Raw genomic sequence first — 23,165 nt, 5'->3', positions numbered from 1 at the left:
GGATGCCCGCGCCGGGCATCCGGCGTTCGCGTACCCGGCCGCCCGGAAATGCATTTTATACAGTTTTTGCCTTCCGCTTCGGACGCGCGGCCGCGGGAACCTACTCCGAGTAGGGAGAGAAATGGCCGTACCCCGGCGCTCCCCCTTTCTCCAAGGCCGGCGCGACCCTCTGCCGGTGTTTCCGGAAGGCCCCGCATTGCTCCGTCGCATCACCCCCGCCGCATGGCTGGGGGCCTTCGTCCTGCTCCTCCCGTCCCCCATCGCGGACCGCTCCACCGCGGTCGCCGCGACCACGGTTGCCGCGACCACGGTCGCGGGCACCGGCGCGCGGGTCGTCGCCGAGACGTCCGTCGCGTCCCGCACCGTGGACCTGACCATCGACTCGCCGGCCATGGGCGGCGACCAGAAGGTCCGCCTCCTGCTCCCCCGCGGCTGGTCGAAGGACGCGCGCCGCACCTGGCCCGCCCTCTGGCTCCTGCACGGCGGCGTGGACGACTACACCGCCTGGACGCGCGACACCGACGTCGCGGACCTCACCGCCCGCAGCGGCGTCATCGTCGTCATGCCGAACGGCGGCCGCTGCGGCAATTACTCCGACTGGTGGAACTACGGGAACGGCGGCTCCCCGCGCTGGGAGACGTTCCACATGACCGAACTGCGGCGCATTCTCGAAAGCGGCTACCGCGCCGGGGACGACCGCGTCGTCGCGGGCAATTCCATGGGCGGGCTCGGCGCCATGCTGTACGCGGCGCGGTTCCCCGGCATGTTCAAGGCCGCCGCCTCGTTCAGCGGGTACGTCGACACGCTCTACGGCCACGAGCCGGGCGACGACTCCACCGGCTGGGGGCCGTCCTTCGCCTGCCCCGGCACCGACTGGCGGCGCGTCTGGGGCGACCCCGACGACCAGGCCGCGATCTGGCGCGCGCACAACCCGACCGACATCGCGGGACGGCTGCGCGGCGTCCGGCTGTGGGTGGCGAGCGGCAACGGCAGGGCCGGGTCGCTCGGCGGGCTGCCGTTCACCGACCCGGTGGAGGCCGCCGCCGACGACAACGCGCACGCGTTCGTGGACCGGCTGCGCGACCTCGGCATCCCGGTGACCGCCCGGTTCTTCGACGGGCAGCACGACTGGCCGTACTGGCAGCGCGACCTGCACCAGGCGTACCCGATGCTGATGGACGCCCTGGAGGCCGGGTGACCGGCCCGGACGGCGGCCGGAGGGGTCAGGTCTGCCGGAGCGCGTGCAGGGCGGGCTTCCCGCCGGTCCAGCCGTGCCATTCCAGCAGCAGGACGGTGGCGTCGTCGTCCAGCCGCCCCGCGTGGTGCGCGAGAATGCTGTGGACGAGGCGCCGCAGCGTCTCGGGGGCCGCCAGCCCGTCGGCCTCGCGCTTGATGATGAAGTCGACGAAGCGGTGCAGCCCGAACTCCCGCTTGTCGGGGTCGCGGGCCTCCACGATGCCGTCGGTGTAGAGCAGGACGCGGTCGCCGGGTTCGAGCTGCTCGGTGCACAGCGCGGGCTCGACGCCGAGGCCGGTCCCGAGCGGCGTGCCGGGACGGCATTCGAGCGTGGTCACCCAGCGCCCGCCGCGGATGACGACCGGCTCGGGATGGCCGTAGGAGGCATAGGACAGGACGCCCGTCCGCAGGTCGAGATCCGCGAGGACGGCCGTCACGAAGCGCCCGCTGGCGTCCTGCTCGGTCAGCACGTCCTCGATCCCCCGCCCGATCCCCGGGATGTCGGCGCCCTGGAGCCGGTACTTGCGGAAGGCGGCGACGGCGAGGCTGGAGGTCAGACCGGACGTGGTGTCGTGCCCCATGGCGTCGAACACCCCGAGGTGCACGGTCTCGCCCGCGAGCGCGTAGTCGAAGGTGTCGCCGCCCAGGTTGTAGGCGGGCTCCAGCGCCGCGCTGATCACCACCTGGTCGTTGGCGAAGGTCAGCGGCGGCAGCAGCCGCCACTGCATCTCCGCCGACACCGTCATGTCGCCCGTCCGCACCAGCCGGGAGTAGGAGTCGCTGTAGGGGCCCTTGCTGACGATGATCAGCGCGACCATCCCGGCCAGGTACTCGGCGTCGTCGCGGCACGCCGGGTCGTCGCGCCGGATGGTGGTCCTGATCACCCCGATCCGCTCGGCGCCGTCGAGGATCGGCACCCAGTACTGGCAGGTGCCGTCGTCGAACGCCTGCCCGACGACCGGTGTCACGGTCTGGTAGGCGCGGCCCGCGAGGGTGCCCTCGATCTTGATCTCCGGGCTCTCCCCGCCGGGTCCGCCGCCGGCGGCCGCGCCCTCGCCGGTCAGCAGCCGCAGGACGTTCTGCTGGAGGTCGGCGACGTAGATCACCACGTCGTGCAGGCCCACGCCGGCGGCGTGCCGGGCGGCCGCGCCCGGCAGCTGCTCCATGGACATCAGGTGGCTCGCCGCCACCAGTTCCCTCAGCATCGGCACACCGTCCTCAGCGCCTCCTCACCCCTGCGTCCGCGGATACCTACCCGCCTTCGCCGGTCCCATGAGGGGGCCGGTCGGACGCCGGCCACACGTACGGCAGGTCGTCCGGGACGCCGGGGAACACGTCCCGGTAGAAGTCCGGGTCCTTGCGGACGAGCGCGGAGCGGTGGCTGAGGTGGAACGCCCGGTCGCCCAGCCAGGGCGGCAGGTCCCCGGCGGCGGCGAGCGCCGCCTGGTCCCGCGGGTCCCGCACGCCCCGGGCCCCGGCCAGGTCGGCCGCCAGCGTCCCCGCGCAGGTGTCGGCGTGGCCGAGTCCGCACCACCGGTCGCACATCTCCAGGCCGTACCGGACGAGCGCCTCCTCGTACCCCGTCCACATCAGCGCCGCCGGATGGTGCCGCCAGCCGTACCCGGGCACCGTGAGCGCGCGCAGCACCTGGATCGTCTCGACGCGCTGCTTGCCGAGCCTGCGCCGGTCCAGGACCCGGGCCGTGGCGGCGAAATCCGCGTACGGCAGGAAGGTCTGCATGGCCGCCCCCTCTCGCTTCCCCCGTGCCTCCCTACCCGCTCGGCGGCCCGGCGGGCGGCGGGTGAGATGGACCACACCGGCGGCGCGGCGCGCTCCGGGCCGGGAACGTTCGAAGGCACAGGTCACGGGCCGGGCTTATCGTTTTCTGACAAACCGCACCGGAAAGGCGCGCCATGAATTCCCGGAAGGACTGTGCTAAAACCCGTCTGGGGTTCGGCGAAGCGGAGGGAACGCTATGGGCGCGGCGGAGGCTCTCGCACGGGTGGCCGACACGGAACGCTATCCGCTGGCCGAGCCGGACGGCGCCGGCTGGAACGCGACGGTCTCCCGGACACGGGACGAACTGGCGAAATCCGGGTGCTGCGTGCTGCCCGACTTCATTCGCCCCGCATTGCAGGACGCGCTGCGCACGGAATGCTCCGAGATCGCACCGTCCGCCCATTATGACGTCGAAACGGTCAACGCCTACAACATCGATGTCGATACGCCATTGCCGGACGGCCATCCGGGGCGCATCACCGTCGAGCGGGGCAACGCGTTCGTCGCCCGCGACCGCATCCCCGCGGGCACCATCATCCAGCGGCTCTATTCGAACGGGCTGTTCCAGCGGTTCGTGGCGAGCTGCTTCGGGCTGCCGCGCGTGCACGAGCTGGACGACCCGCTGTCGGGCCTCGTCCTCAACGTCGTCAAGCCCGGCATGGAGCACCCCTGGCACTTCGACACCAACGAGTTCACTGTCAGCCTGCTCACGCAGGAGCCGGACGGCGGCGGCGTCTTCGAGTACTGCCCGAACATCAGGTCGGCGGAGCGGGAGAACTTCGGCGACGTCCGGGACGTGCTGACCGGACGCGGCGGACACCTCGTCCGGCGGCTCACACTGCGGCCCGGCGACCTGCAGCTGTTCAAGGGGCGGTACTCGCTGCACAGGGTCGGCACGGTCCGGGGGGACACGGCGCGGCACACGGCGATCTTCGCCTACAGCGAGCGTCCGGGGGTCATCGGCAGCGTCGCGCGCACGAGGCAGCTCTTCGGCCGCGTCCTGCCCCAGCACCTGGCGGCGGAGGGGCGCGCCGTCCGGGTGGACCAGCTGCTCGACTAGGAGGCCCGTGTTGCGCGTCGACACGACAGGGAAGATCTCGCTCGACCACATCTACACGCGGCCCGACCCCCGCGCCTACTTCAGCACCCTCCGCGACCTCGACTACAACATCCCGGAACTGGCGAAACCGCACTTCCGGCGGCTCATCGCCGAATACCGGGAAACGGCCGGCGTCCCGGTCCCGACCGTGCTGGACATCGGCTGCTCGTACGGCATCAACGCGGCCCTCGTGAAACACGGCGCGACGATGGCCGAACTGTACGATCGCTACAGCGGCCGCGACGCCCGCCTGCAGACCCGCGACACGCTGCTGACCCGCGACCGGGAGCTGATCGATTCCGGTGAACCCGCGAACGGCGTCCGCTTCCTCGGCCTGGACGCCTCCGAAAGCGCCCTTTCCTATGCGCTCGACGCCGGATTCCTGGACGGCGCCGTCCACGCCGACCTGGAGAACGGTGAACCGACCCGGGAGCAGCGCGCGCAGCTCGCGGCGGCGGACCTCGTCATCTCCACCGGCTGCCTCGGCTATGTCACCGAACGCACCATTTCGCGGATCATCGGCGCGCAGGACGGGCGCCTGCCGTGGATGGCGCACTTCATCCTGCGCATGTTCCCGTTCGACCCCATCGCCGGCGTCCTGGACGCCGCCGGATACGAGACCGTCCGCCGCGACGGCCTGTTCCGGCAGCGGCGGTTCGCGACGCGCGAGGAGCAGGCGTCCGTCCTGGACGGCCTCCTGGACATCGGCGTCGACCCGTCCGGCCTGGAGGCCGGCGGCTGGTACTACGCGCAGCTCTACGTCTCCCGGCCGCGCGGCCGGCGCACCGGCGTCAACGCATCGGCACACGGTCAACGCACCGACGACACGAGGAACGAAGTGAACGCCAGCGAAGAACTCTCGTCCCGCACCTTCGGCAACGAGGCGGGCCTGCCGCGCGTGCCGCTGCCCACGCTCGACGCGACCTGCGAGCGGTTCATGGAGTGGTGCGGGCCGCTGCTGACCGACGCCGAGCGGGCCCGGACGGAGTCGGCGCTCGCCGCGTTCGTCCGCCCGGACGGCCCCGGCCGCCGGCTGCACGCGGCGCTCGAGCGCTACGACACGACCGAGGGCGTGCACAGCTGGCTCGACACGTTCTGGCCGTACCGGTACCTCGGCCGCCGCGACCGGATCGCGCTGAACGCGAACTTCTTCTTCCTGTTCAAGGAGTCGCCCGAGGGGCAGGTGGAGCGCGCCGCCGGGCTGATCGCCGGGGCGCTGGACTACAAGCTGCGGCTGGACGAGGAGCGGGTGCCGCCGGCGGTGCAGCGCGGCCGCCCGCTGTCGATGGTGCAGAACCGGTTCCTGTTCTCCACGACGCGCATCCCCGGCGCCGAGCAGGACACCGTCCGGGCGCCCTACACCGACGCGTGGCCGGGCCCGTCGCAGGCGCGGCACATCGTGGTGTTCTTCCGCGGCAACATGATCCGGATGGACGTGCTGGGCCCGGAGGGGCGCCCGCACAGCCTCGACGAGCTGCAGGCCGGCCTCGGCACGATCATGAAGGCGGAGGCCGCGGCGGAGCCGTCCACCGGGCACCTCACCACCAAGGCACGCGCGGAGTGGGCGGCGAGCCGCGAGGCGCTGCTGGCGCTCGGCAACGGCACGGCCCTCGACGACGTCGAGACCGCGCTGTTCTGCGTCTGCCTGGAGGACTTCACCCCGGCGAGCACCCTGGACGCCTGCGACCACCTGCTGCACGGCGACAGCGGCAACCGTTGGTTCGACAAGGCCGTGTCGTTCATCGTGTTCGGCGACGGCACGGCGGGGATCAACGTCGAGCACTGCGGCCTGGACGGCACCACGATCCTCAGCTTCGTGGACGCGCTGCTCGGCGCGTCCCCCGGGGAGCTGTCCCGGCGGTCGGGCGCCGCGTCGCAGGGGCTGCCCGTCATCGAGCCGATCGAGTTCGTCCTGGACGACGCGATGCGGCGCGACATCGACGACGCCGCGGCCTCCTTCGCGGGCTACGCCGCCGCGACCGCCACGACGACGGTCTCGTTCGACGACTTCGGCGCCGCCGAGGCCAAGCGCCTGAAGACGTCCCCGGACGCGTTCGTGCAGATGGCCTACCAGCTCGCGCACCGGCGCGCGAAGGGCCTCACCGGCACCACCTACGAGTCGATCGCCACCCGCCAGTACCGGCACGGGCGCACCGAGGCGATGCGCGTCATCACGCCGGAGGTGCTCCGCTTCGTCGAGGTGATGGACGACCCGGTGGCCGGCCCCGAGGCCCGCCGGAACGCCTTCCGCGCCGCCGCCGAGGCGCACGTCCGGCGGGCCAAGGAGTGCCAGGCCGGGCAGGCCCCCGAGCAGCACCTGTGGGAGCTGCAGCTGATCGCGAAGCGGCGCGGCGCCGAACTCGGCGTCACCGGGCCGCTGCCGCTCTTCGAGACGCCCGGCTGGCTGAAGATGCGCGACGACTACCTCAGCACCAGCTCGGCGCCGTCCGTCAACATCCGGTACTTCGGGTTCGGGTCCACCAGCGAGCAGTGCATCGGCGTCGCCTACGTCCTCCTCCCCGACCGCTTCAACGTCTACCTGAGCACCCCGCAGCCGGTCGCCGGGGCCATGTACACGTTCGCGGACCGGCTGCGCGAGGCCGTCCAGGAGCTGCGCGCCCTCCTCTCCTGAACGGCCCGCGCGCGCGATCGGCGCCCGCCGCCCCTCAGGTGGCGGCGAGCGCCTCGGTCGGGCTGAGGCGGGCCGCCCGGACCGCCGGGTACAGGCCCGCCGCCGCGCCGATCACCAGCGTCGCGGCGACGCCGCCGAGCACCGCCCAGGCCGGGAGCACCACCGGCCAGCCCTGGTAGAGGGCGTAGCCGGACGTCACCAGCGCGCCGATGACCGCGCCGCCCGCGCCGCCGAGCGCCGACAGCAGCAGCGACTCGGCGAGGAACTGCGTGCGGATCTGGCCGCGCGTCGCGCCGAGCGAGCGGCGCAGGCCGATCTCCGCGCGGCGCTCCAGCACCGAGATGACCATGGTGTTGGCCACCCCGACGCCGCCGACGAGCAGCGCGACCGCGCCGAGGCCGAGCAGCAGCCCGGTGAACGCCTCGCCCGCCGCCTGCTTCGCGGCGAGGGCGTCGGAGGGGCGCGACACCTCCACCTCGTTCGGCTCCTCCGGGTTCGCGGTGGCGCCGAGCACGGCCCGGACGTCCTCGACGCTCGCGTCCGCCGACCGGGTGTAGAGCGTCGTCGGATGCCCGTCGAAGCCGAGCCGGGCCCGCGCCGCCGGCCAGCCGACCAGCGCGGCCGTGTCCAGCTCGGGGGCCAGCGGCACCGGGTCGAGGATGCCGATCACGGTGAACGGCCGGCCGCCGACGAGCACCTGGACGTCGGGGGCGGCGTGGCCGATCCCGAGCCGTTCGGCGGCCGTCGCCCCGAGCACCACCGCCGGGAAGCTCCCGGTCGCGGTGTTCAGCCAGACGCCCCGGGCCGGCCTCGCGCCCGTCGCGTCGCGCAGGTCCGTGCGCGCGGCGTAGGCGGCGATCCCGTTGGTCTGCGTCTCGGGGATCTTGCCGGACCGGTAGACCTTCACGTCGTCCAGCAGCCCGGTCGCCGACACCTGCCGCACGGGGGCGATGCGGGCGACCATCGCCTCCGACTCCAGCGGGAGCTGCGCCCTCTCGCCGGTGAGCGTGCTGCCGGGCGACACCGTCAGCAGGTTGGTGCCGAGCGCGGCGAGGGCGCGGTCCAGGTCGGCGCGCGAGGACGAGGACACGCCGACGACGGCGACCATCGCGGCGATCCCGATCGCGATGCCGAGCGCGGACAGGAACGCCCGCATCGGACGCGTCCGCAGGCCGACCGCGCCGACCTTGAGCACGTCCCCCGGCCGCAGCCGCGCGGGCCGCAGCGCCCCCGGCACAGGCACAGGCGCGGGCACGGGCGCCGCCCCCGGCGCGGGCACGGGCGCCGTCACGTCCCCGCCCCCGCGAGCGCGGAGTCGGCGACGACGCGGCCGTCGCGCATCCGGACGCGGCGCGGCAGCGCGGCGGCGATCTCCCGGTCGTGCGTGATGATCACGACGGTGGTGCCGGCGGCGTGCAGCTCGCGGAGCAGTGCCATCACCCCGTCGCCGGACGCCGAGTCGAGCGCGCCGGTCGGCTCGTCCGCGAGCAGCAGCGCGGGCTCCCCGGCGACCGCCCGCGCGATCGCGACCCGCTGCCGCTCCCCGCCGGACAGCTCGTGCGGCTCGTGGTCGAGCCGGTGGCCGAGCCCCACCCGCTCCAGCGCCGCGGCGGCCCGCCGGCGCCGCGCCGCCGCGCGCAGACCCGTGTAGAGGAGCCCGTCCGCGACGTTGTCGAGCGCCCGCGTCCCGGCGGCCAGGTGGAAGTGCTGGAAGACGAACCCGATGCGGGTCGCGCGCAGCGCCGACAGCTTCGCGTCCGGCAGCCGCCCCGCGTCGTGCCCGTCGATGCGCACACCGCCGGACGTCGGGCGGTCCAGCGTGCCGAGGACGTTCAGCATGGTCGACTTCCCCGAGCCGGACGGCCCGGCGATCGCGACCAGTTCGCCCGCGCCGATGCGCAGCGACACCCCGTCGAGGGCGCGGACGCCGCCGGGGTACACCTTCGTCACGTCCCGCAGCTCGATCATTTCGGGACTCCCACGACCGTGCCCTCGGTGATCCCCGCGCCGGAGACCTCCACCTTCCCGTCCGCGAACAGGCCCGTCTCGACCGGGACGTAGGAGGACATCGCGCCCTTCACGACCTCCACCCCGAAACCGCCCTCGCTGAGCGCGACGAGCGCCGTGACCGGGACGGTCAGCACGCCCTTGCGCTCGCCCGCCGTGAACGTGACGTCGACGGAGGCGAGCGCGTACCGGGCGGCGGCCTTGCGCGCCTTCGCCGAGCGGAGCCAGATCGTCACCTCGACCTTGGTCGTCGGGTCCTGGCCCTGCTCCCCCGGCTCGATCACCGTCGTGACCCGGTCGATCTTCGCGGTGACGGTCTCGTTCTCCGGCAGCGTCACGGTGACCGCGGCGCCCTTCTTCGCCATGCGCTGGTCGGCGGTGTCCAGCTCGACCGTGACGGCCTGGCCGGTGCCGGTGCCGGCGAGCACCTTCTTGCCGGGCGCGGCCGGTTCGCCGGCACTGGCCTGGACGCTGTCGATCCGGACGGGCCCGTCCGCGAACGCGACCCGTCCGAGGTCGACGATCCCCGTCTCCGCGACGCCGATGTCGTCCTGCCATTCCCGGACGGCGTCGGCGGTGTCCGACGTGTACTCGTCGTCCACGGTGAAACCGCCGTAGCCGAGCGCGCTGAGGTTCTTCTCGAACCGCTTCACGTCCGAGCCCTCCGTGCCGACCCGCAGCGGCCGGTAGGACGGCTTCGACCCGTACATCAGGACGACCGGGGCGCCGTCCACCTCGTACAGCTCGTGGCCGCGGGTGATCTCGTCCCCGCTCTCCGGGAGCCGGGTCAGCGTGCCTCTGAGCTGGCTCGTCACCGCGGACGTCGGGCCGTAGCCCAGCCGGCCGCCCTCGGTCTGCCGGTCGTTGAGCGTCTGCCTCACCACCGTCGCGGTGCCGGGCGGCAGCGCCGGGGCCGCCCCGCCGCCGGAGCCGCCACCGCCGAGCGCCGCCACCGTGGCGGTCCCGCCGGCCGCGACCAGCGCGCCGACCGCCAGCGCGACGACCAGGCGCGACCTCATCACTTCCCGCCCTGGAGGATCTTCTGGCACTTCTCCTGGGCGGCCTGGAAGTCGGGGTCCTCGCCGACCTTCTGGTCGATGCGGATGCCGCGCTGGCCCGGCTTCGGGTCCGGGAACTCCTCGACCCCGTTCTCGCGCATGCACGCGGCGTGCTCGCGGGCCCGCTCCTGCATCCTCGGGTCGGGGGCGCCGGTCGCGGACTCCATCGGGTTGTACTGGCGGCACGCCTCCATGGCCTTGTCGATGTCCTCCTTCTTGCCCTTGGTCTTGATCTGGATGCCCTGGCCCGGCTTGGGGTCGTCCATCTGCACGCCGTGCTCGCGCATGCACTGGGCGAACTTGACGCCCATGTCGCCCCGGTCCGGCTTCTGGCCGCCGGCCGCGCCGGTCTGCTTCGCGCCGCCCGCCGAGGCCACCCCGGGGCCGTCGCCGCCGTCCGAACCGCAGCCGGCCAGCGTCAGGGCCAGCGCGAGAGGCAGTACCGCAAGGATCCGCAGTCGCATGTGTCTTCTCCTCGTCCCCGGCCGGAGCCGTTCCGGCCGGACGGGGAGCGATGCAACCGGGCCGGACGTTTCCCCTCCGTTTCCGCGTCCGCGACGCCGCGTCCTAACGGAAACGAAACACGGCGTCGGCCATCATCACCGGTCATGAGAGTGCTGGTGGTGGAGGACGAGCGGCTGCTCGCGGACGCGATCGCCGAATGGCTGCGGGACGGCGCGCACGCCGTCGACCTCGCCTACGACGGCGCGGCGGCGCTGGAGCGCGTCGGCGTCAACGACTACGACGTGATCGTCCTGGACCGCGACCTGCCGCTCGTCCACGGCGACGACGTGTGCCGGGAGATCGTCCGGGACGGGACGGCGGCGCGGGTCCTGATGCTGACCGCCGCCGCCGAGGTCACCGACCGGGTCGACGGCCTCGGCATCGGCGCGGACGACTACCTGACCAAGCCGTTCGCGTTCCCCGAACTGGCCGCGCGCGTGCACGCGCTCGGCCGCCGCTGCCGCCCGGCCGCGCCGCCCGTCCTGCACCGCGCGGGCATCACGCTGGACCCGGCGCGCCGCGAGGTGTTCCGGGACGGGCGCTACGTGCCGCTCGCGAGGAAGGAGTTCGCCGTCCTCGCCGAGCTGCTGCGCGCGGACGGCGCCGCGGTGTCCGCGGAGCGGCTCCTGGAGAAGGTCTGGGACGAGAACGCCGACCCGTTCACCGGCGCCGTCCGGCTCACCGTCCTCAAGCTGCGCCGCAAGCTCGCCGACCCGCCCGTCGTCGAGACCGTCAAGGGAGCGGGGTACCGGATCCCATGAGGCTGTCGCTCCGCGCCCGGCTCACCCTCACCTACGGCGGCCTGTTCCTGGTCGCGGGGGTCGTGCTGCTCGGCGCCACGTACGCCCTGTTCGACCAGCAGCTGTCGCGGTCGGGCACGAAGGTCCTCGCGACCCGGCTGGCCCCCGGCACCACGGCGCAGCCGCCGCGGAGCGTCCCGGACGACCCGGCGATCACCGAGGCCGAGCGCTGGATGACGAGGCAGCGCGCGGAACTGCACGACGCCGCCGTCACCTCGCTCATCACCCAGGGCTCCATCGCACTGCTCGTCGTCGGCGGGTCCGCGGCGGCGTTCGGCTGGCTCATCGCCGGCCGGGTCCTCGCGCCGCTGCACCGCGTCACCGACACGGCCCGCCGCATCGCCGGATCGCCCGCCGCCGACCGGGGCCTGCACGAGCGCATCGCGCTGCGCGGCCCGCGCGACGAGGTCAAGGAGCTCGCCGACACCTTCGACACGATGGTCGAGCGCCTCGACCGGTCCTTCGACGGGCAGCGCCGCTTCGTCGCCAACGCCTCCCACGAGCTGCGCACCCCGCTCACCCTCGGCCGCGCGCTGGTGGAGGTCGCGATGCACCGCGACTCGGCGTCCCCGGACGTCCGGCAGCTCGGCGAGACCCTGCTGCAGATCAACGCGCGGCACGAGCGGCTCATCACCGGGCTGCTGCTGCTCGCCCGGTCCGGGAACGAGATCACCGCCCGCGCCCCCGTCGATCTGGCGGACGTCGTCGCCCACGTCGCGTCCCAGACCGCCGTCGAGGCCAAGGACGCGGGGATCACCGTCGAGACCGACACGGCCGAGGCCATGACGGCGGGTGACGCCCTCCTCCTCGAACGCGTCGTGCAGAACCTGCTGGAGAACGGGCTGCGCCACAACACCGAAGGCGGCCGGGTCAGCGTCGCCTGCCGCACCGATGCGGGCCGTGCCGTGCTGGAGGTCGCCAACTCGGGGCCGGCCGTCCCGCCCTATGAGGTGCCGGCGCTGTTCGAGCCGTTCCGCCGCCTGGACGCCGACCGGATCGTCACCGCCAAGGGCGCGGGGCTGGGGCTGTCGATCGTCCAGTCGATCGTCCGGGCGCACGACGGCACCGTCACCGCCGTCCCGCGCGAGGAGGGCGGCCTGACGGTCACCGTCACGCTGCCGGGCGGCTAACCGGGCGGGAAGAGCGCGTCCACGAAGGGGTTGCCGAACTTTCCGGCGGGGTCCATCTCGCGGGCCAGCCGGGCGAAGTCGGGTGCGCGCTCGTAGCGGGCGATGACGTCCGCGGCCGGCGCGGTGCCGACCTTGCCCCAGTGCGGCCGGGCGCCCAGCGGGAGGAGCCGCTCCTCCAGCCGGCCCACCACGGGCGGCACGCCGGCGGGGTCGTCGCGCCAGGTGAAGTGGAGGGTCACCGAGTCGCGCCCGTAGGCCGGGCTCAGCCAGAGATCGTCGCCGCGGACGGTCCGGATCTCGGAGATGTGCAGGACGGGCGCGACCACCCCGGCGAGCGCCCGGACCTCCGCGATGGCCTCGGCCGCCGCCTCCCGGGGCAGGAACCACTCGGACTGGAGCTCCCGCCCGGCGCTCGGCGTCAGCTCCGGCCGGAAGTGCGGCAGGCGCTCGTGCCACGGGCCGGGCGTCCCGAGCTGGACGGTGCAGGCGGCCGGGTCCATGCCGGGCACGGGATGCACCGGGCCCGGCGCGGCACGCCCGCCGTCCCACACGGGCGCGGGCCCGTCGCTGCGGCACTTGAGCCACACGGCGGCCTCACCGCTGCGCCAGTCGGTGAACGCGCTGACGCTGTAGGCGGCACCGAAGATTTCGTCGAACCCGGCCGCGACATCGTCGAGCGCGACCCCGGTCCGGACGCTCTGCGCCACCTCGAACGCGGGCTCCACGTCCAGCGTCAGCCGGGTGACGACACCCAGCGCGCCGAGCGCGACGACCGCACCGGGGAAGTCCGCGTCGGCGCCCCGCCGGAGTACGGCCAGGTCGCCGTCCGGGCCGACGAGTTCCAGCGCGGCGACGGACGCGGACAGGCACCGCAGCCCGTCCCCCGACCCGTGCGTGCCGGTCGCGCACGACCCGGCGACCGAGATGTGCGGCAGGGAGGCCATGTTCGGCAGGGCGAGCCCGTTCCGGTGCAGCTCCGCGGCGACGTCCGCGTACCGCATCCCGCCCGCGACCGTCACCGCCCGCCGCTCCGCGCCGACCTCCAGGAGCGGCGGCAGCCCGTCCAGCCGGACGAGATCGCCGGCGGTGTCGGCGACGAGGCTGAACGAGTGCCCGCTGCCGAGCGCCCGCACCCGCTCGCAGTCCGCGACGACGCGCCGCAGCTCGTCCACCGACTCCGGCCGATGCGTCCGGACGGCCCCGAAGGCCACGTTCCCGGCCCAGTTGGTGAGACGCGCACGTTGATCCACACCGGCACCGTACTCGCCCCCGGCGCCCCGGGCCGTAGCGCCGCCACTTGTGTATTTGTCCATACTTTTCTGATAAGTCAGGCGTTACCGTGGGGTCAGGTCAGTCCATCCGCGGAGGCCCGGGCATGACGACCTATCTCAGCGGGGCGAGCATCGGGGGCGACTCCGTCTCCGGAGACAAGATCGTTCACATGTCCGCGGCGGCGGAGACCGATACTCCTCCCCGCCAGCTGCCCCCGGACGTTCCGGGGTTCGCGGGCCGCCAGGAGCTGCTCGACCGGCTCGGCTCCCTCGTCGACGCGGGCGGCCCGGCTCCGGTGATCATCGCGCTGACGGGCATGCCCGGCATCGGCAAGACGGCACTGGCCGTGCACTGGGCTCACCTGGTGTCGGACCGGTTCCCCGACGGGCAGATCTTCATAGACCTGCGCGGCTATTCCCAACGGGGGGCGCTCTCCCCCCGGGAGGCGCTCGGCCAGGCGCTGCGCACCATGCGCGTCCCGGCCAGCCGCCTTCCGGTAGACGAAGACGAACTCGCGGCGCTGTACCGTTCGCGCCTCGCCAACAAGCGCATGCTGATCGTCCTGGACGATGCCGAGGACCCGCGGCAGGTCTATCCGCTGCTGCCCGGCACGTCCTCATGCGTCGTCATCGTGACCGCGCGCCTCAAGTTCACGGCCCTGGTGGCGAGGTACGGGGCACGCGCGATGGCACTGGACCTGCTGTCGGAGGCGGAGGGGCTCGAACTCGTCGGCGAGGTCGCCGGCCGCGAGCGGACCCGGCAGGAACCGGACGCCACGGCGGCGCTCGTCCGGGTGTGCGCCCGGCTCCCGCTCGCGCTCCGGGTGGCCGCCGCGAACATCGCCACCCGTCCCCAGCAGTCGGTGGCCGACATCGTGCACGCCCTCGCCGAGGGAGACCGGCTCTCGAAGCTCGCCCTGGGCGAGGATCCCGGCGAGGCCGTCGGGGCGGCGTTCGACCTGTCCTACCGGGGACTCGTCCCGGAGACGCGCCGCGCATTCCGGCTCCTCGGCCTCGTCGAGGGCCCGCACGTCGCACCGGAGGCGGTCGGCGCGCTCCTCGGGGCGACGCCGGAGGCGGCACGGCGGCTCCTCTACCTCCTGGAGACGGCGGGGCTCGTCCAGGCCATCGGCGGTGGCCGCTACCACCTGCACGAACTTCTGCGCGAGTACGCGCAGGGCCGTGCCGCCGAGGAGGACCCTCCGATCGTCCAGTCGGCGGCGGTCCAGCGGCTCGCGATGTGGTACCTCACCACCGCGCAGCAGGCGGGTCGCTTCCTCGACAGGTACCGGCGGACCATCCGCCAGGAGCTGACCGCGCCGCCGGTGGACCCGAACCCCGCCGAGAGGGCCGGCCATCTCGACTGGTTCGCCGCCGAGCAGCCGAACCTCACCGCGCTCGTCCGGCAGGTCGCCCGGCTGGGCTGGGACCAGCTCACCTGGGAACTCGCCGACGCCGTCTACGACTTCTTCGAACTGCGCCGCCACTGCCACGAGAACCTGGAGGTCCACCGGCTCGGCCTGGCGGCGGCCGAGCGCGGCTCGAACCCGGTCGCCTCCTTCTTCATGCACCACCACATCTCGGTCAGCCACCGCGAACTCGGGCAGACGGAGGAGGCACTCCTGGCGGCCGACGCGGCGCACCGGCTCAGCATCCGACTCGAGGACCGCTACGGCGAAGCCGCCGTCCTGGACAACATGGCGAGGACGCACCTCCAGCTCAGCGAGTACCGAACGGCCCTGGAACTGGGCAAGCAGGCCCTGGAGATCCGCCGCGACATCAGCGACCGGCACGCGGAGGCCACCACCCTCGACACGCTGGCCCGCGGCTATCAGGGGCTCAGCAAGTACGCCCGCGCCTACGAGTGCGCCGACGACGCGCTCACGATCCGCAAGGAGATCGGGGACCTCAGAGGGGAGGCGGAGACGCTCGACAACCTGGCCTGGATCTACTACGGGACGGGACGGATCAAGGCGTCGCTCGAGACCACGGAGAAGGCGCTGAAGATCCGCGAGGACATCGGCGACCGCCACGGCCAGGGCGAGACGCTCGCCTTCCTCGCCTACCTCCACATGAGGATCGGACGCCACGAGCAGGCCTGCGAGCACATCGAGCACGCCCTCGCCATCCGGCGCGGGATCGCGGATCCGCAGGGAGAGGGGCAGTCGCTCGTCCACCTCTCCACGATCCGGCGACGGCTCGGCCAGTACGAGCAGGCCCTGGCCTCCGGCCTGGAGGCGCTCGACATCCTCCAGCAGCTGCGCGACCGCCACGGGGAGGCGGAGGCCCTGGACAACCTGAGCCGCTGCTACCGGCGCCTCGGCCTGTACGACAGGGCGCGCGAGGACGTGAACCGCGCGCTCGCCATCCGCCGGTCGATCGGCGACCGCCTGGGCGAGGCCAACACGCTGAACGCGCTCGGCCTCGTGGAACTCCACGCCGGACGGCTCGGCCGGGCGCGGCGGGCGGCGAAGCTGTCGCTGCGGCTCTGCCACGTGATCGACGACAAGCGCGGCATCGCGGGGTCCCTGGACCTGCTCGCCAAGGTCTACCTGGACATGGCCCTGTACGAGAAGGCGCGGCGCACGGCCGAACTGGCCCTCAACGTGGCCGGGGACATCGGGCAGCGGTACGGGCAGATCATCACGCTGAGCGCGCTGGGGGAGATCCTCCGGCGGCTGGGACACCCCGACGAGGCTCTGGCCCACGTCCGGGCCGCGCGAGAACTCGCCGGGCAGGCGGGCGACCTGCACGAGGAGATCAACATTCTTCGCCTGCAGGCGAAGATCCACAAAGACCTGGGACAAACAGACGAATCCCGGACTATCTCGGCACAAGTCGTGAACATGACGCGCGATCTTCGACAGCGCCCGTAGAATGCCTGTAGTGCGTGAGTTAGTGTGAGTTTGGGACGACCACTTCCCGGGTCTCCAGCAAGGCCCGACCCCGTTATCGAGGACGTGCTTTGCGCGAACCGGACGACCGATTTCTCACTTGCCGCGAAGTTCTCCGGTGGCATTACGATCACCGGAATCCGCTGTTCCTCGGCCCGCCGCGACGACACTACAGCCTGCACTACACCTATCTGCACGCCGGCCGGTGGTACGTGGCATCAAAGGTGCGGAAAGAGCCCGGCCGGGTGCCTTTCAACCAGCAGTTCGCGATCATCCGGGCACTGGAGAGGAGTCCGGCGGGAGGCATCGTGCGGTCCCCCATCGCAACCCGGTGGCCGGGCCGGCACTGGGTCACCGGAACTCGCAACCGATGGTTCGTCCGTCCTTACACCGACCACGACTGCGCTCCGGATTGGCGGTCGCCTCACCTGGTCGCGGACGCCGCCCGGAAACTGGCACTGATACACCGGACGTCGAACGCCATCGGCCCGGGCATCCTGCTTCCCTCCGCACGGCGCCTGCGCATTTACGACTGGGCGATGTTCGACGTGCTCCAGTATCCCGATGCGATCGTCATGGACATGCGCGCCCGGAGCCGGCCTCCCGGGCAGATCATGGCCGTCCACGCGGGGCTCACCCGGCTGCGCGCCGCCGGACGGCGGCTGGATCTCGGCCCGAGGGGGCTCACCCACCACGATCTGCGCACCGCGAACCTTCTCGTCAGAGAGAACGAGGTCGTCGAGATCGTCGACTGGGACCGCGCGCATTGGGATGTGCAGTGGTACGACGTCACACTGGCCGCGCTGCACATCGCGCATTGCCGGACGGCCGTCCTGCGATGGGACCTGGCCGAGACGTTCGTCGGTGCCTACCAGGCCGAATCCGGGTACGAGATCCCGCCGGACGCGCTGGGGTGGTTGTTTCGGTTCACGGCGGTCCGGAATCTGGCGGTGTCGCGGTCGCCGGAGAAGTGGGCGCGGCTGGTGCGGGGGGTCGAGGAGCGGTGGGGCGGGGTCGGGTCAGTCGTTGTAGGTGATCTTGTTGCCGAGGACGAGGTCGCCGCGGATCTGGACGTCGCCGCCGAAGACGGTGGTCCCCTGGGGGCCGTGGGGGTCGGGTGAGCGGCGGGCGGGCGGCGCCGCGGTGCCGGTCAGGTACATCCAGGCCTCGGTGGTCGTCTCCTTGACCTTGAGGGTCACGCGTTCGAAGGCGGCCGGGTCCAGTGCGCCGTGCAGGTGGGCCACGTAGGCGTCGTAGACGAACGGCGAGACGATGAAGCCCAGGTCGGCGCCCCTGTCGGCGAGGGCGGCCTTGAGGACGGGGGCCTCCAGGAGGCGGGCCGCCTGGATGATGGCCTGGCCGTTCAGGCCCTCGGCGTCCGGGGTGACGGGGCCGACGTGCAGGGCGACGCGGAGCTGGACGCGGACGGCGGCGCTCGCGCGGTGGTTGTGCCGGCGGAGCGCGACGGCCAGGTGCCCGGCGAGCGGGTCGACGAGGGACGCCGTGGGCACCGCCGGCGAGACGATCACCAGGGCGCCGTCGCCGCGGTCCTCGCGGTAGGTGTCGGCGAGCGGGACGTCCGACGCCTCCAGGGCCGCCAGCAGGATGCCGTAGGTGACGTCCCGGACGACCCGGCGGTCCTCGTCGTCGCGGGACGGGTCCCCGAAGCCGGCGACGTCGCAGAAGAGGACGGAGCAGTTCAGCCCCGACCAGCGCGTCGGGGCGCCGGCGGGCGTGCGGTCGAGTGGGGCGTCCACGGTACGAGTGAACGCCTCCGGCGACGGGTTGTCCATGTCACCGGGCACAAACAGCGGGGTATGCCGGGGGGTTATGCCCTGCTGGCATTTCCCGGGGTCTGGTGGGCGATGCGACTTTTGTGGCGTTCCTTGGGTCCCTCGCGCGGGGATTTCCGGCCGGAATCCCCCCGGCACCGGCCATCGGAGTCGCGCGGAGGGCGTCGCACGGCGCCGGGAGAAATGGCGGAGGCATGAGAACGCGTACCCGACCCGCCCGGGCACGCCGGCGGCTCGCGGCCGGAGTCGCGGGGGTGGCGGCGGCCACCCTCGCGGCGCCGACCGGGGTCGCCTCGGCGCAGGACCTGCCGATCACGCAGCAGGTGCAGCAGCAGAACCAGTGGTGCTGGGTCGCCAGCGGGCTGACGATCGCCACGTTCTTCGGCAAGGGGAACGTCAGCCAGAACGACTTCTGCAACCTCGGGCGCGGCTACCCGCGCGGAAGCTACTGCCCGAACCAGGCCGGCTATCTGGAGTACGACCAGCGGGCGTTCCAGGCGCTCGGGCTGTCGCCGGGCCAGGTGTCCGGCCCGCTGTCGTTCGCGTCGGTGCAGGGCGAGATCAACGGGCGGCGGCCCATCCTGACCGGCATCTACTGGACGGCCGGCGGCGGCCACGCCCAGGTCATCTACGGCTACTCGGGCCAGACGGTCTCCTACGGCGACCCGTGGCCGTCGAGCCCCCGGTACGGGGAGATGGCGTACAGCAGCTACGTCAGCAACTACCAGTTCCGCTGGGGGCAGGCCCTGTCCCGGATCGGGGGTTGAGATGCGCACGATCATCATCGCGGGCGCCGTCCTCGGCGGGACGGTGCTGATGGGCGGGACCGCGGCGACGGCCGCCGGCCCGTCCGGTGACGAGGCCGCCGCGGCGAAGGCCGCCCGGTCCGCGGCGGCGCAGCAGCGGCTCGGGGAATTCTTCGTCCACCTCGACCAGCACGGCAAGGGGCAGCTGACGAGTCCGACCGTCCCCAAGGCGGCGGTCCAGGCCAAGGCGCCCCGGCTGGAGACGCCGGTCCGGCGGGTGTACTCGCTGAACCCGGCGTTCGTGAAGGGCGAGAGCGCCCCCGTCGCGACGTTCGCCTACATGGCGGTCGGCGCGGCGTCGGCGAGCGGGCAGCACGCGACGATGTGGCTGACCGGGTCCGGTGGGAGCTGGAAGGTCATGAACATCATCTCCGGGTCGGACGAGGCCGCCTACCCGGCGCGGGCGGACGGCGGCACGGTGTTCACCGAGCCGCAGATCCACGCCTGGTACCGGCTGAAGGACGGCCGGGTCACCGCCCTCAACGACACGGGCCGGACGTCGGTCGGCGAGTCCGGCGCGACGGTGGCGGCGTACCAGCGGCTCGTCCGCGCCCGGTACGCCGACAAGCTCCCGGGGACGGCCTACCAGCGGTCCGGGAGGCTCGGCGGCTACTCGCCCGCGACCGGCGTCGGCGAGCCGGCGCCGGATCGGGGCCCGGCACCCGCTCTGCTGGTGCTCGGCGCGGGCGGGGCGGTGACGGCCGCCGGCATCGCCGCGGCCAGGCGCCGCAAGGGCGGCTACTAGCCGCCCGTGCGCGGGTCCCGGGCTTTCGGGACCCGCGCTCAGCCGGCGGTGGCGGGCAGTTCCGGGTGCGCCTCGGGATGGTCGTCCCACCATTCGCCGTACACGCGCTGGCCCCGGACGAGGTCGAGGTAGACGCCGGTGAAGACGCCGCGCAGCCGTCCCGCCGCCCGCTCGGCCTCGGGGCGCCACATGAGCACGACGCGCTGCCCGAGCGGGTCGCCGGTGATGCGGCGGAACGCGATCCCGTCGCGCGGGCCGGCGGTCGGCTGGTAGATGCCGACGGCCCGGCCGGACCGGACGAGCGACGACGAGATCTGCCAGTCGGTCGACCAGAACCGCACCCGCGGCTGGAACCCCGCCCCCGCGCACACGCCGCGGAAGTAGGCGGGCCACGGGCCGTCGTCGAGCGGGTCGTCCAGCCAGTCCTGGTCGGCGAGGTCGCCGAGGTCGACGGTGGGGCGGGCGGCGAGCGGGCTGGCCGACGACATCCCGACCAGCGCGGGCTCGCACGCCACGAGGACGAGCCGCCGCAGCCCGTCGCGGGGCCGCGGGTCGCGGTCGACCGGCTCCTGGAACAGGCCGATGTCGAGCGCGCCGGACGCGAGCAGCGCGGGGATGCGGCCGCCGCCCGGGTCGACCCGCAGGTGCAGCCGCGACTCCGGGCACAGGTCGCCGAGATGGTCGCCGAGCCGGGTCAGCGCCGGGCACGCCTGGATCCCGATCCGCAGCAGCGGCATCGCCGCGCGGTGCCGCTGCGCGAGGGCGGCGTTCAGGTCGTCGATCCCGGCGAGCGCGGCGCGGGCGCGGGTCGCGACCTCGGCTCCGACGGGCGTCGGGACGACGCCGTCCGGGGAGCGGACGAACAGCTGCACGCCGAGGTGGCCCTCGACGCGGCGGAGCATCGTGCTGACGGCGGGCTGGGTGAGGCCGAGCCGCGCGGCGGCCTTGCTGATGCTGCCGGCGGCCGCGATCGCCTCGATCATCCGGAGGTGGTGGGGGCCGAGGTCCACGGGCGCTCCTGACCTGTGCGTGCCCCGTCCGGTCGTTCTCAGCGGCATGGTAACCCCGGACCGGCCGGCGCGGGTTGGCTATGCGTGCCGGGACGGTCAGGGGCGGGCGGTGCGGCGGCGCAGTTCGCGGGGGCTGACGCCGAAGCGCTGCCGGAACGCGTGGCTGAGGGCGCTGGCGGAGGAGAAGCCGGTCGCGTGGGCGAGGTCGGTGATGGTGACGCCCCGGAAGAGCGGGTCGCGCAGCCGGTCCCGGACGAGCCGGAGCCGCTCCTCGCGGACGAGTGCCCGGGGCGTGGTCCCGGCCCGCTGCAGGGCGAGCTGGATCTGCCGCAGCGACCAGCCGAGGTCCTGCGCCATCGCCGCGCCGGTGAGGCCGGGGTCGGTGGCGTGCTCGCGGACGTACCGGCGCACGACCGCCTCGACCTCGGCGAGGTGGCCGGTCGCGGGCGGCCGGCCGGTGCCCGCGAGGATGAGGCACAGCAGTTCGGTGATCCGGTCGCAGGCGGCGTCGAACTGCGGTTCGGAGAGGGTGTCGCGCTCCTCGCCGACGGCCCGCACCATGTCGGCGACGACGCGGCCGAGGCCCGCGGTCAGGTCGAGGCCGGTCACCGGCCGGGCCGGGAGGTTCAGCCGCTCGTGCGCCGGGATCGTCATGACGAACGCGCGGGCGGGGCCGCGCTGGACGACGCGCAGCGGCGCGGCCGGCGGGACGAGGCCGCCCGTCCCCGGGCTCAGCCGCGACTCCCGGCCGTCCTGGAGCATGAGCAGCTCGCCGTGCAGCGGCAGGAGGAACCGGTAGGCGCCGCCCGCGCCGACGTGCGCGGCGGCGCCGGGCACGACGGGGACGACGGGAGCCGTCTGCGCGGCGGCGGGGTGCCCGGCGCGGTCGGTCCCGTACAGGACGAGCCGGTAGGCGCCGTCCGGCCCGCCGAGGTCGTCCACCGCAGGCCCTTCCGCCGGTCCGTGCCCTGCCCGGCACGATGATCGCTTGCGGGCCCGAGCGTAGTACGATCACCGCCGCCAAATCAGGTGAATCCAGCGGAAAGTAACGCGATTCAGACTGTCGGTGATCTTGCGATGCGCTCGGCCGCAAGTTCCTTGCGCGCGAGCACAAGCACGCCCCCGCGAACCGCCCTACGGTGCCGGTTCTGTGGCCTGTTCAGCGCCACTCCCCCACCGCCCGGCCGTAGCGGCCGGTCCACCCCGCCCGAACCCCCTCTGCACCGAGGATCTGATGGAGCAATTCCTCTTGGCGGCGGCGTTCGCCATCGTGGCGGGCGCCGGCATCGCCGCCGGCGTCCTGCTGGCACGCCAGCGGCAGGCGACGGCCGGCCTCCGCGACCAGAACGCCGCGCTCGCCCGCGGCCTCGAGCTGCGCGAGAAGGAGCTGCGGCACCTTGCGGACGTCCGGCTGCCCGAGCTGATGGAGTCCCTCGCGAACCCGGGCGTGCGCGTCACCGGCCCGCTGCACGACCTGGACCGCGAGGCCCCCGCCTACGGCCAGGCGATCCAGACCGTGGTCGACCTGTTCGCCGGGTCCGCCGCGCGCGTCCAGGAGCGCGCCGACCGGTCCGCGAAGTCGACGCTGCGCGCCATGATGCGCGCCGTGCAGAGCCTCGCGAACGAGCAGCAGCTCGCCATCTCGCACATGCAGGAGCGCCACGACGACCCGGACGTGCTGGAGGGCCTGCTCCGCATCGACCACATGAACGCCCAGCTCGGACGGCGCGCGCAGGCGACCGCCGTGCTGTGCGGGTCGTGGCCGGGGCAGCAGCGCTCGGCGTCCTCGCTGACCGACGTGGTGCGCGGCGCCACCTCCCGCATCCGCGACTACCTGCGCGTCAACCTGGAGGGGACGCTGAACAGCGCGGTGACGAGCCGGGCCGTGGAGCCGGTCGTGCTGACGCTCGCCGAACTCCTCGACAACGCCGCGCGGCACTCCCGCCCCGACACCGCCGTCGAGGTCAACTTCCGCTCCGCGCACAACGGCGTCGCGATCACGATCGACGACGCGGGCGTCGCGATGGACGCCGACGAACTGCAGCGCGCCGGCGACCTGCTGTCCGGGGACGCGTCGGTGGACATCCACCGGCTCGGCGACCCGCCCCGCGTCGGGTTCGCGGTCGCGGGCGTGCTCGCCGCCCGGTACGGGTTCCGGGTGTCGGTCGACAGCCAGTCCCCCTACGGCGGCGTGCGCGCCGTGGTGTTCGTGCCGAGCGCGCTGCTGACCGACATTCCGGACGGCCGCGCGCCCGAGCCGGCGGCCGCGTCCCGCGCGGCGGAGGCCGCCGCGGCCGAGTCGACGCCCGGCGGGCTGCCCAAGCGCAGCCGCGTCGCCGTCGCCGAACGTCCGGCCGAGCCCGCCGCGCCGGTGGCGGCCGCCGAGCCCGCCGCGGCCGCC

General features: G+C 73.6%; 20 protein-coding genes. 10 read left to right on the top strand and 10 right to left on the bottom strand.

The features are described 5' to 3' along the window. Positions 1–196: 196 nt before the first annotated feature. The gene (locus tag ABFX46_RS32160) at positions 197–1,198 is read left to right on the top strand and encodes an alpha/beta hydrolase (protein ID WP_346047682.1); all 1,002 of its coding nucleotides are present in this window, start codon (positions 197–199) and stop codon (positions 1,196–1,198) included. A 25-nt stretch (positions 1,199–1,223) separates the two neighbouring features. Here the strand turns inward: ABFX46_RS32160 and ABFX46_RS32155 are convergent, their stop codons facing one another. Next, positions 1,224–2,441 (bottom strand): PP2C family protein-serine/threonine phosphatase, encoded by a 1,218-nt coding sequence (locus tag ABFX46_RS32155; RefSeq protein WP_346047681.1) that lies wholly within the window; start codon positions 2,439–2,441, stop codon positions 1,224–1,226. A gap of 46 nt (positions 2,442–2,487) precedes the next feature. Next, entirely contained in the window at positions 2,488–2,976 is a 489-nt protein-coding gene (locus ABFX46_RS32150) for an MSMEG_6728 family protein (protein ID WP_346047680.1), read from the bottom strand. Between the two features lie 262 nt (positions 2,977–3,238). On the opposite strand from ABFX46_RS32150, the gene ABFX46_RS32145 reads away from it, so the two are divergent. Together ABFX46_RS32145 and ABFX46_RS32140 are read left to right on the top strand one after the other, a co-directional pair. Beyond that, the gene (locus tag ABFX46_RS32145) at positions 3,239–4,075 is read left to right on the top strand and encodes a HalD/BesD family halogenase (protein ID WP_346047679.1); all 837 of its coding nucleotides are present in this window, start codon (positions 3,239–3,241) and stop codon (positions 4,073–4,075) included. Between the two features lie 10 nt (positions 4,076–4,085). After that, a complete protein-coding gene (locus tag ABFX46_RS32140; protein ID WP_346047678.1) occupies positions 4,086–6,746 on the top strand; it encodes a choline/carnitine O-acyltransferase in 2,661 nt (886 codons plus the stop codon). A gap of 34 nt (positions 6,747–6,780) precedes the next feature. Here ABFX46_RS32140 and ABFX46_RS32135 read toward each other — a convergent pair whose 3' ends face one another. From ABFX46_RS32135 to ABFX46_RS32120, 4 genes are read right to left on the bottom strand one after another with little or no spacing between them, the layout of a single operon-like run. After that, on the bottom strand, positions 6,781–8,001 hold the full coding sequence (locus ABFX46_RS32135) for an ABC transporter permease (RefSeq protein ID WP_346047677.1): 1,221 nt from the start codon (positions 7,999–8,001) through the stop codon (positions 6,781–6,783). Between the two features lie 32 nt (positions 8,002–8,033). Further along, positions 8,034–8,714 (bottom strand): ABC transporter ATP-binding protein, encoded by a 681-nt coding sequence (locus ABFX46_RS32130; protein WP_346047676.1) that lies wholly within the window; start codon positions 8,712–8,714, stop codon positions 8,034–8,036. Then, positions 8,711–9,772 (bottom strand): peptidoglycan-binding protein, encoded by a 1,062-nt coding sequence (locus tag ABFX46_RS32125; protein WP_346047675.1) that lies wholly within the window; start codon positions 9,770–9,772, stop codon positions 8,711–8,713. Before ABFX46_RS32125 ends, ABFX46_RS32130 begins: the two co-directional genes overlap by 4 nt. Continuing rightward, on the bottom strand, positions 9,772–10,275 hold the full coding sequence (locus ABFX46_RS32120; RefSeq protein ID WP_346047674.1) for a hypothetical protein: 504 nt from the start codon (positions 10,273–10,275) through the stop codon (positions 9,772–9,774). The genes ABFX46_RS32125 and ABFX46_RS32120 overlap by 1 nt, the downstream gene beginning before the upstream one ends. A 144-nt stretch (positions 10,276–10,419) precedes the next feature. Between ABFX46_RS32120 and ABFX46_RS32115 the strand changes: the two genes are divergently transcribed. Both ABFX46_RS32115 and ABFX46_RS32110 read left to right on the top strand, forming a co-directional pair. Further along, entirely contained in the window at positions 10,420–11,076 is a 657-nt protein-coding gene (locus ABFX46_RS32115) for a response regulator transcription factor (RefSeq protein WP_346047673.1), read from the top strand. Beyond that, positions 11,073–12,245 (top strand): sensor histidine kinase, encoded by a 1,173-nt coding sequence (locus ABFX46_RS32110; protein WP_346047672.1) that lies wholly within the window; start codon positions 11,073–11,075, stop codon positions 12,243–12,245. The genes ABFX46_RS32115 and ABFX46_RS32110 overlap by 4 nt, the downstream gene beginning before the upstream one ends. On the opposite strand, the gene ABFX46_RS32105 is transcribed toward ABFX46_RS32110, so the two are convergent. Continuing rightward, positions 12,242–13,495 (bottom strand): FAD-binding protein, encoded by a 1,254-nt coding sequence (locus ABFX46_RS32105; protein ID WP_346047671.1) that lies wholly within the window; start codon positions 13,493–13,495, stop codon positions 12,242–12,244. The genes ABFX46_RS32110 and ABFX46_RS32105 overlap by 4 nt on opposite strands. A gap of 125 nt (positions 13,496–13,620) precedes the next feature. On the opposite strand from ABFX46_RS32105, the gene ABFX46_RS32100 reads away from it, so the two are divergent. Both ABFX46_RS32100 and ABFX46_RS32095 read left to right on the top strand, forming a co-directional pair. After that, a complete protein-coding gene (locus ABFX46_RS32100; protein WP_346047670.1) occupies positions 13,621–16,392 on the top strand; it encodes a tetratricopeptide repeat protein in 2,772 nt (923 codons plus the stop codon). Positions 16,393–16,481: 89 nt separating this feature from the next. Then, entirely contained in the window at positions 16,482–17,531 is a 1,050-nt protein-coding gene (locus ABFX46_RS32095; RefSeq protein ID WP_346047669.1) for a phosphotransferase, read from the top strand. Here ABFX46_RS32095 and ABFX46_RS32090 read toward each other — a convergent pair. Continuing rightward, positions 17,430–18,215 (bottom strand): nucleotidyl cyclase domain-containing protein, encoded by a 786-nt coding sequence (locus tag ABFX46_RS32090; protein WP_346047668.1) that lies wholly within the window; start codon positions 18,213–18,215, stop codon positions 17,430–17,432. The genes ABFX46_RS32095 and ABFX46_RS32090 overlap by 102 nt on opposite strands. Positions 18,216–18,397: 182 nt before the next feature. Here ABFX46_RS32090 and ABFX46_RS32085 point away from each other — a divergent pair, with 182 nt between their 5' ends. Both ABFX46_RS32085 and ABFX46_RS32080 read left to right on the top strand, forming a co-directional pair. Further along, entirely contained in the window at positions 18,398–18,970 is a 573-nt protein-coding gene (locus ABFX46_RS32085; protein ID WP_346047667.1) for a papain-like cysteine protease family protein, read from the top strand. Between the two features lies 1 nt (position 18,971). Beyond that, positions 18,972–19,754, top strand: a complete 783-nt coding sequence (locus ABFX46_RS32080) for a hypothetical protein (RefSeq protein WP_346047666.1) — start codon at positions 18,972–18,974, stop codon at positions 19,752–19,754. Positions 19,755–19,792: 38 nt separating this feature from the next. Here the strand turns inward: ABFX46_RS32080 and ABFX46_RS32075 are convergent, their stop codons facing one another. Together ABFX46_RS32075 and ABFX46_RS32070 are read right to left on the bottom strand one after the other, a co-directional pair. Beyond that, positions 19,793–20,764 carry a LysR family transcriptional regulator gene (locus tag ABFX46_RS32075; RefSeq protein ID WP_346047665.1) on the bottom strand — a complete coding sequence of 324 codons (972 nt, stop codon included), beginning with the start codon at positions 20,762–20,764 and terminating at the stop codon, positions 19,793–19,795. Positions 20,765–20,860: 96 nt separating this feature from the next. After that, positions 20,861–21,706 (bottom strand): helix-turn-helix domain-containing protein, encoded by an 846-nt coding sequence (locus ABFX46_RS32070; RefSeq protein ID WP_346047664.1) that lies wholly within the window; start codon positions 21,704–21,706, stop codon positions 20,861–20,863. A gap of 292 nt (positions 21,707–21,998) precedes the next feature. Here ABFX46_RS32070 and ABFX46_RS32065 point away from each other — a divergent pair. Next, on the top strand, positions 21,999–23,165 hold a 1,167-nt coding region (locus ABFX46_RS32065), incomplete at its 3' end, for an ATP-binding protein (RefSeq protein WP_346047663.1).

The sequence above is a fragment of the Actinomadura chokoriensis genome (assembly GCF_039529475.1).
Taxonomy (GTDB): Bacteria; Actinomycetota; Actinomycetes; order Streptosporangiales; family Streptosporangiaceae; genus Spirillospora; species Spirillospora bangladeshensis.
This window is presented reverse-complemented; position numbering and strand designations above follow the sequence as displayed.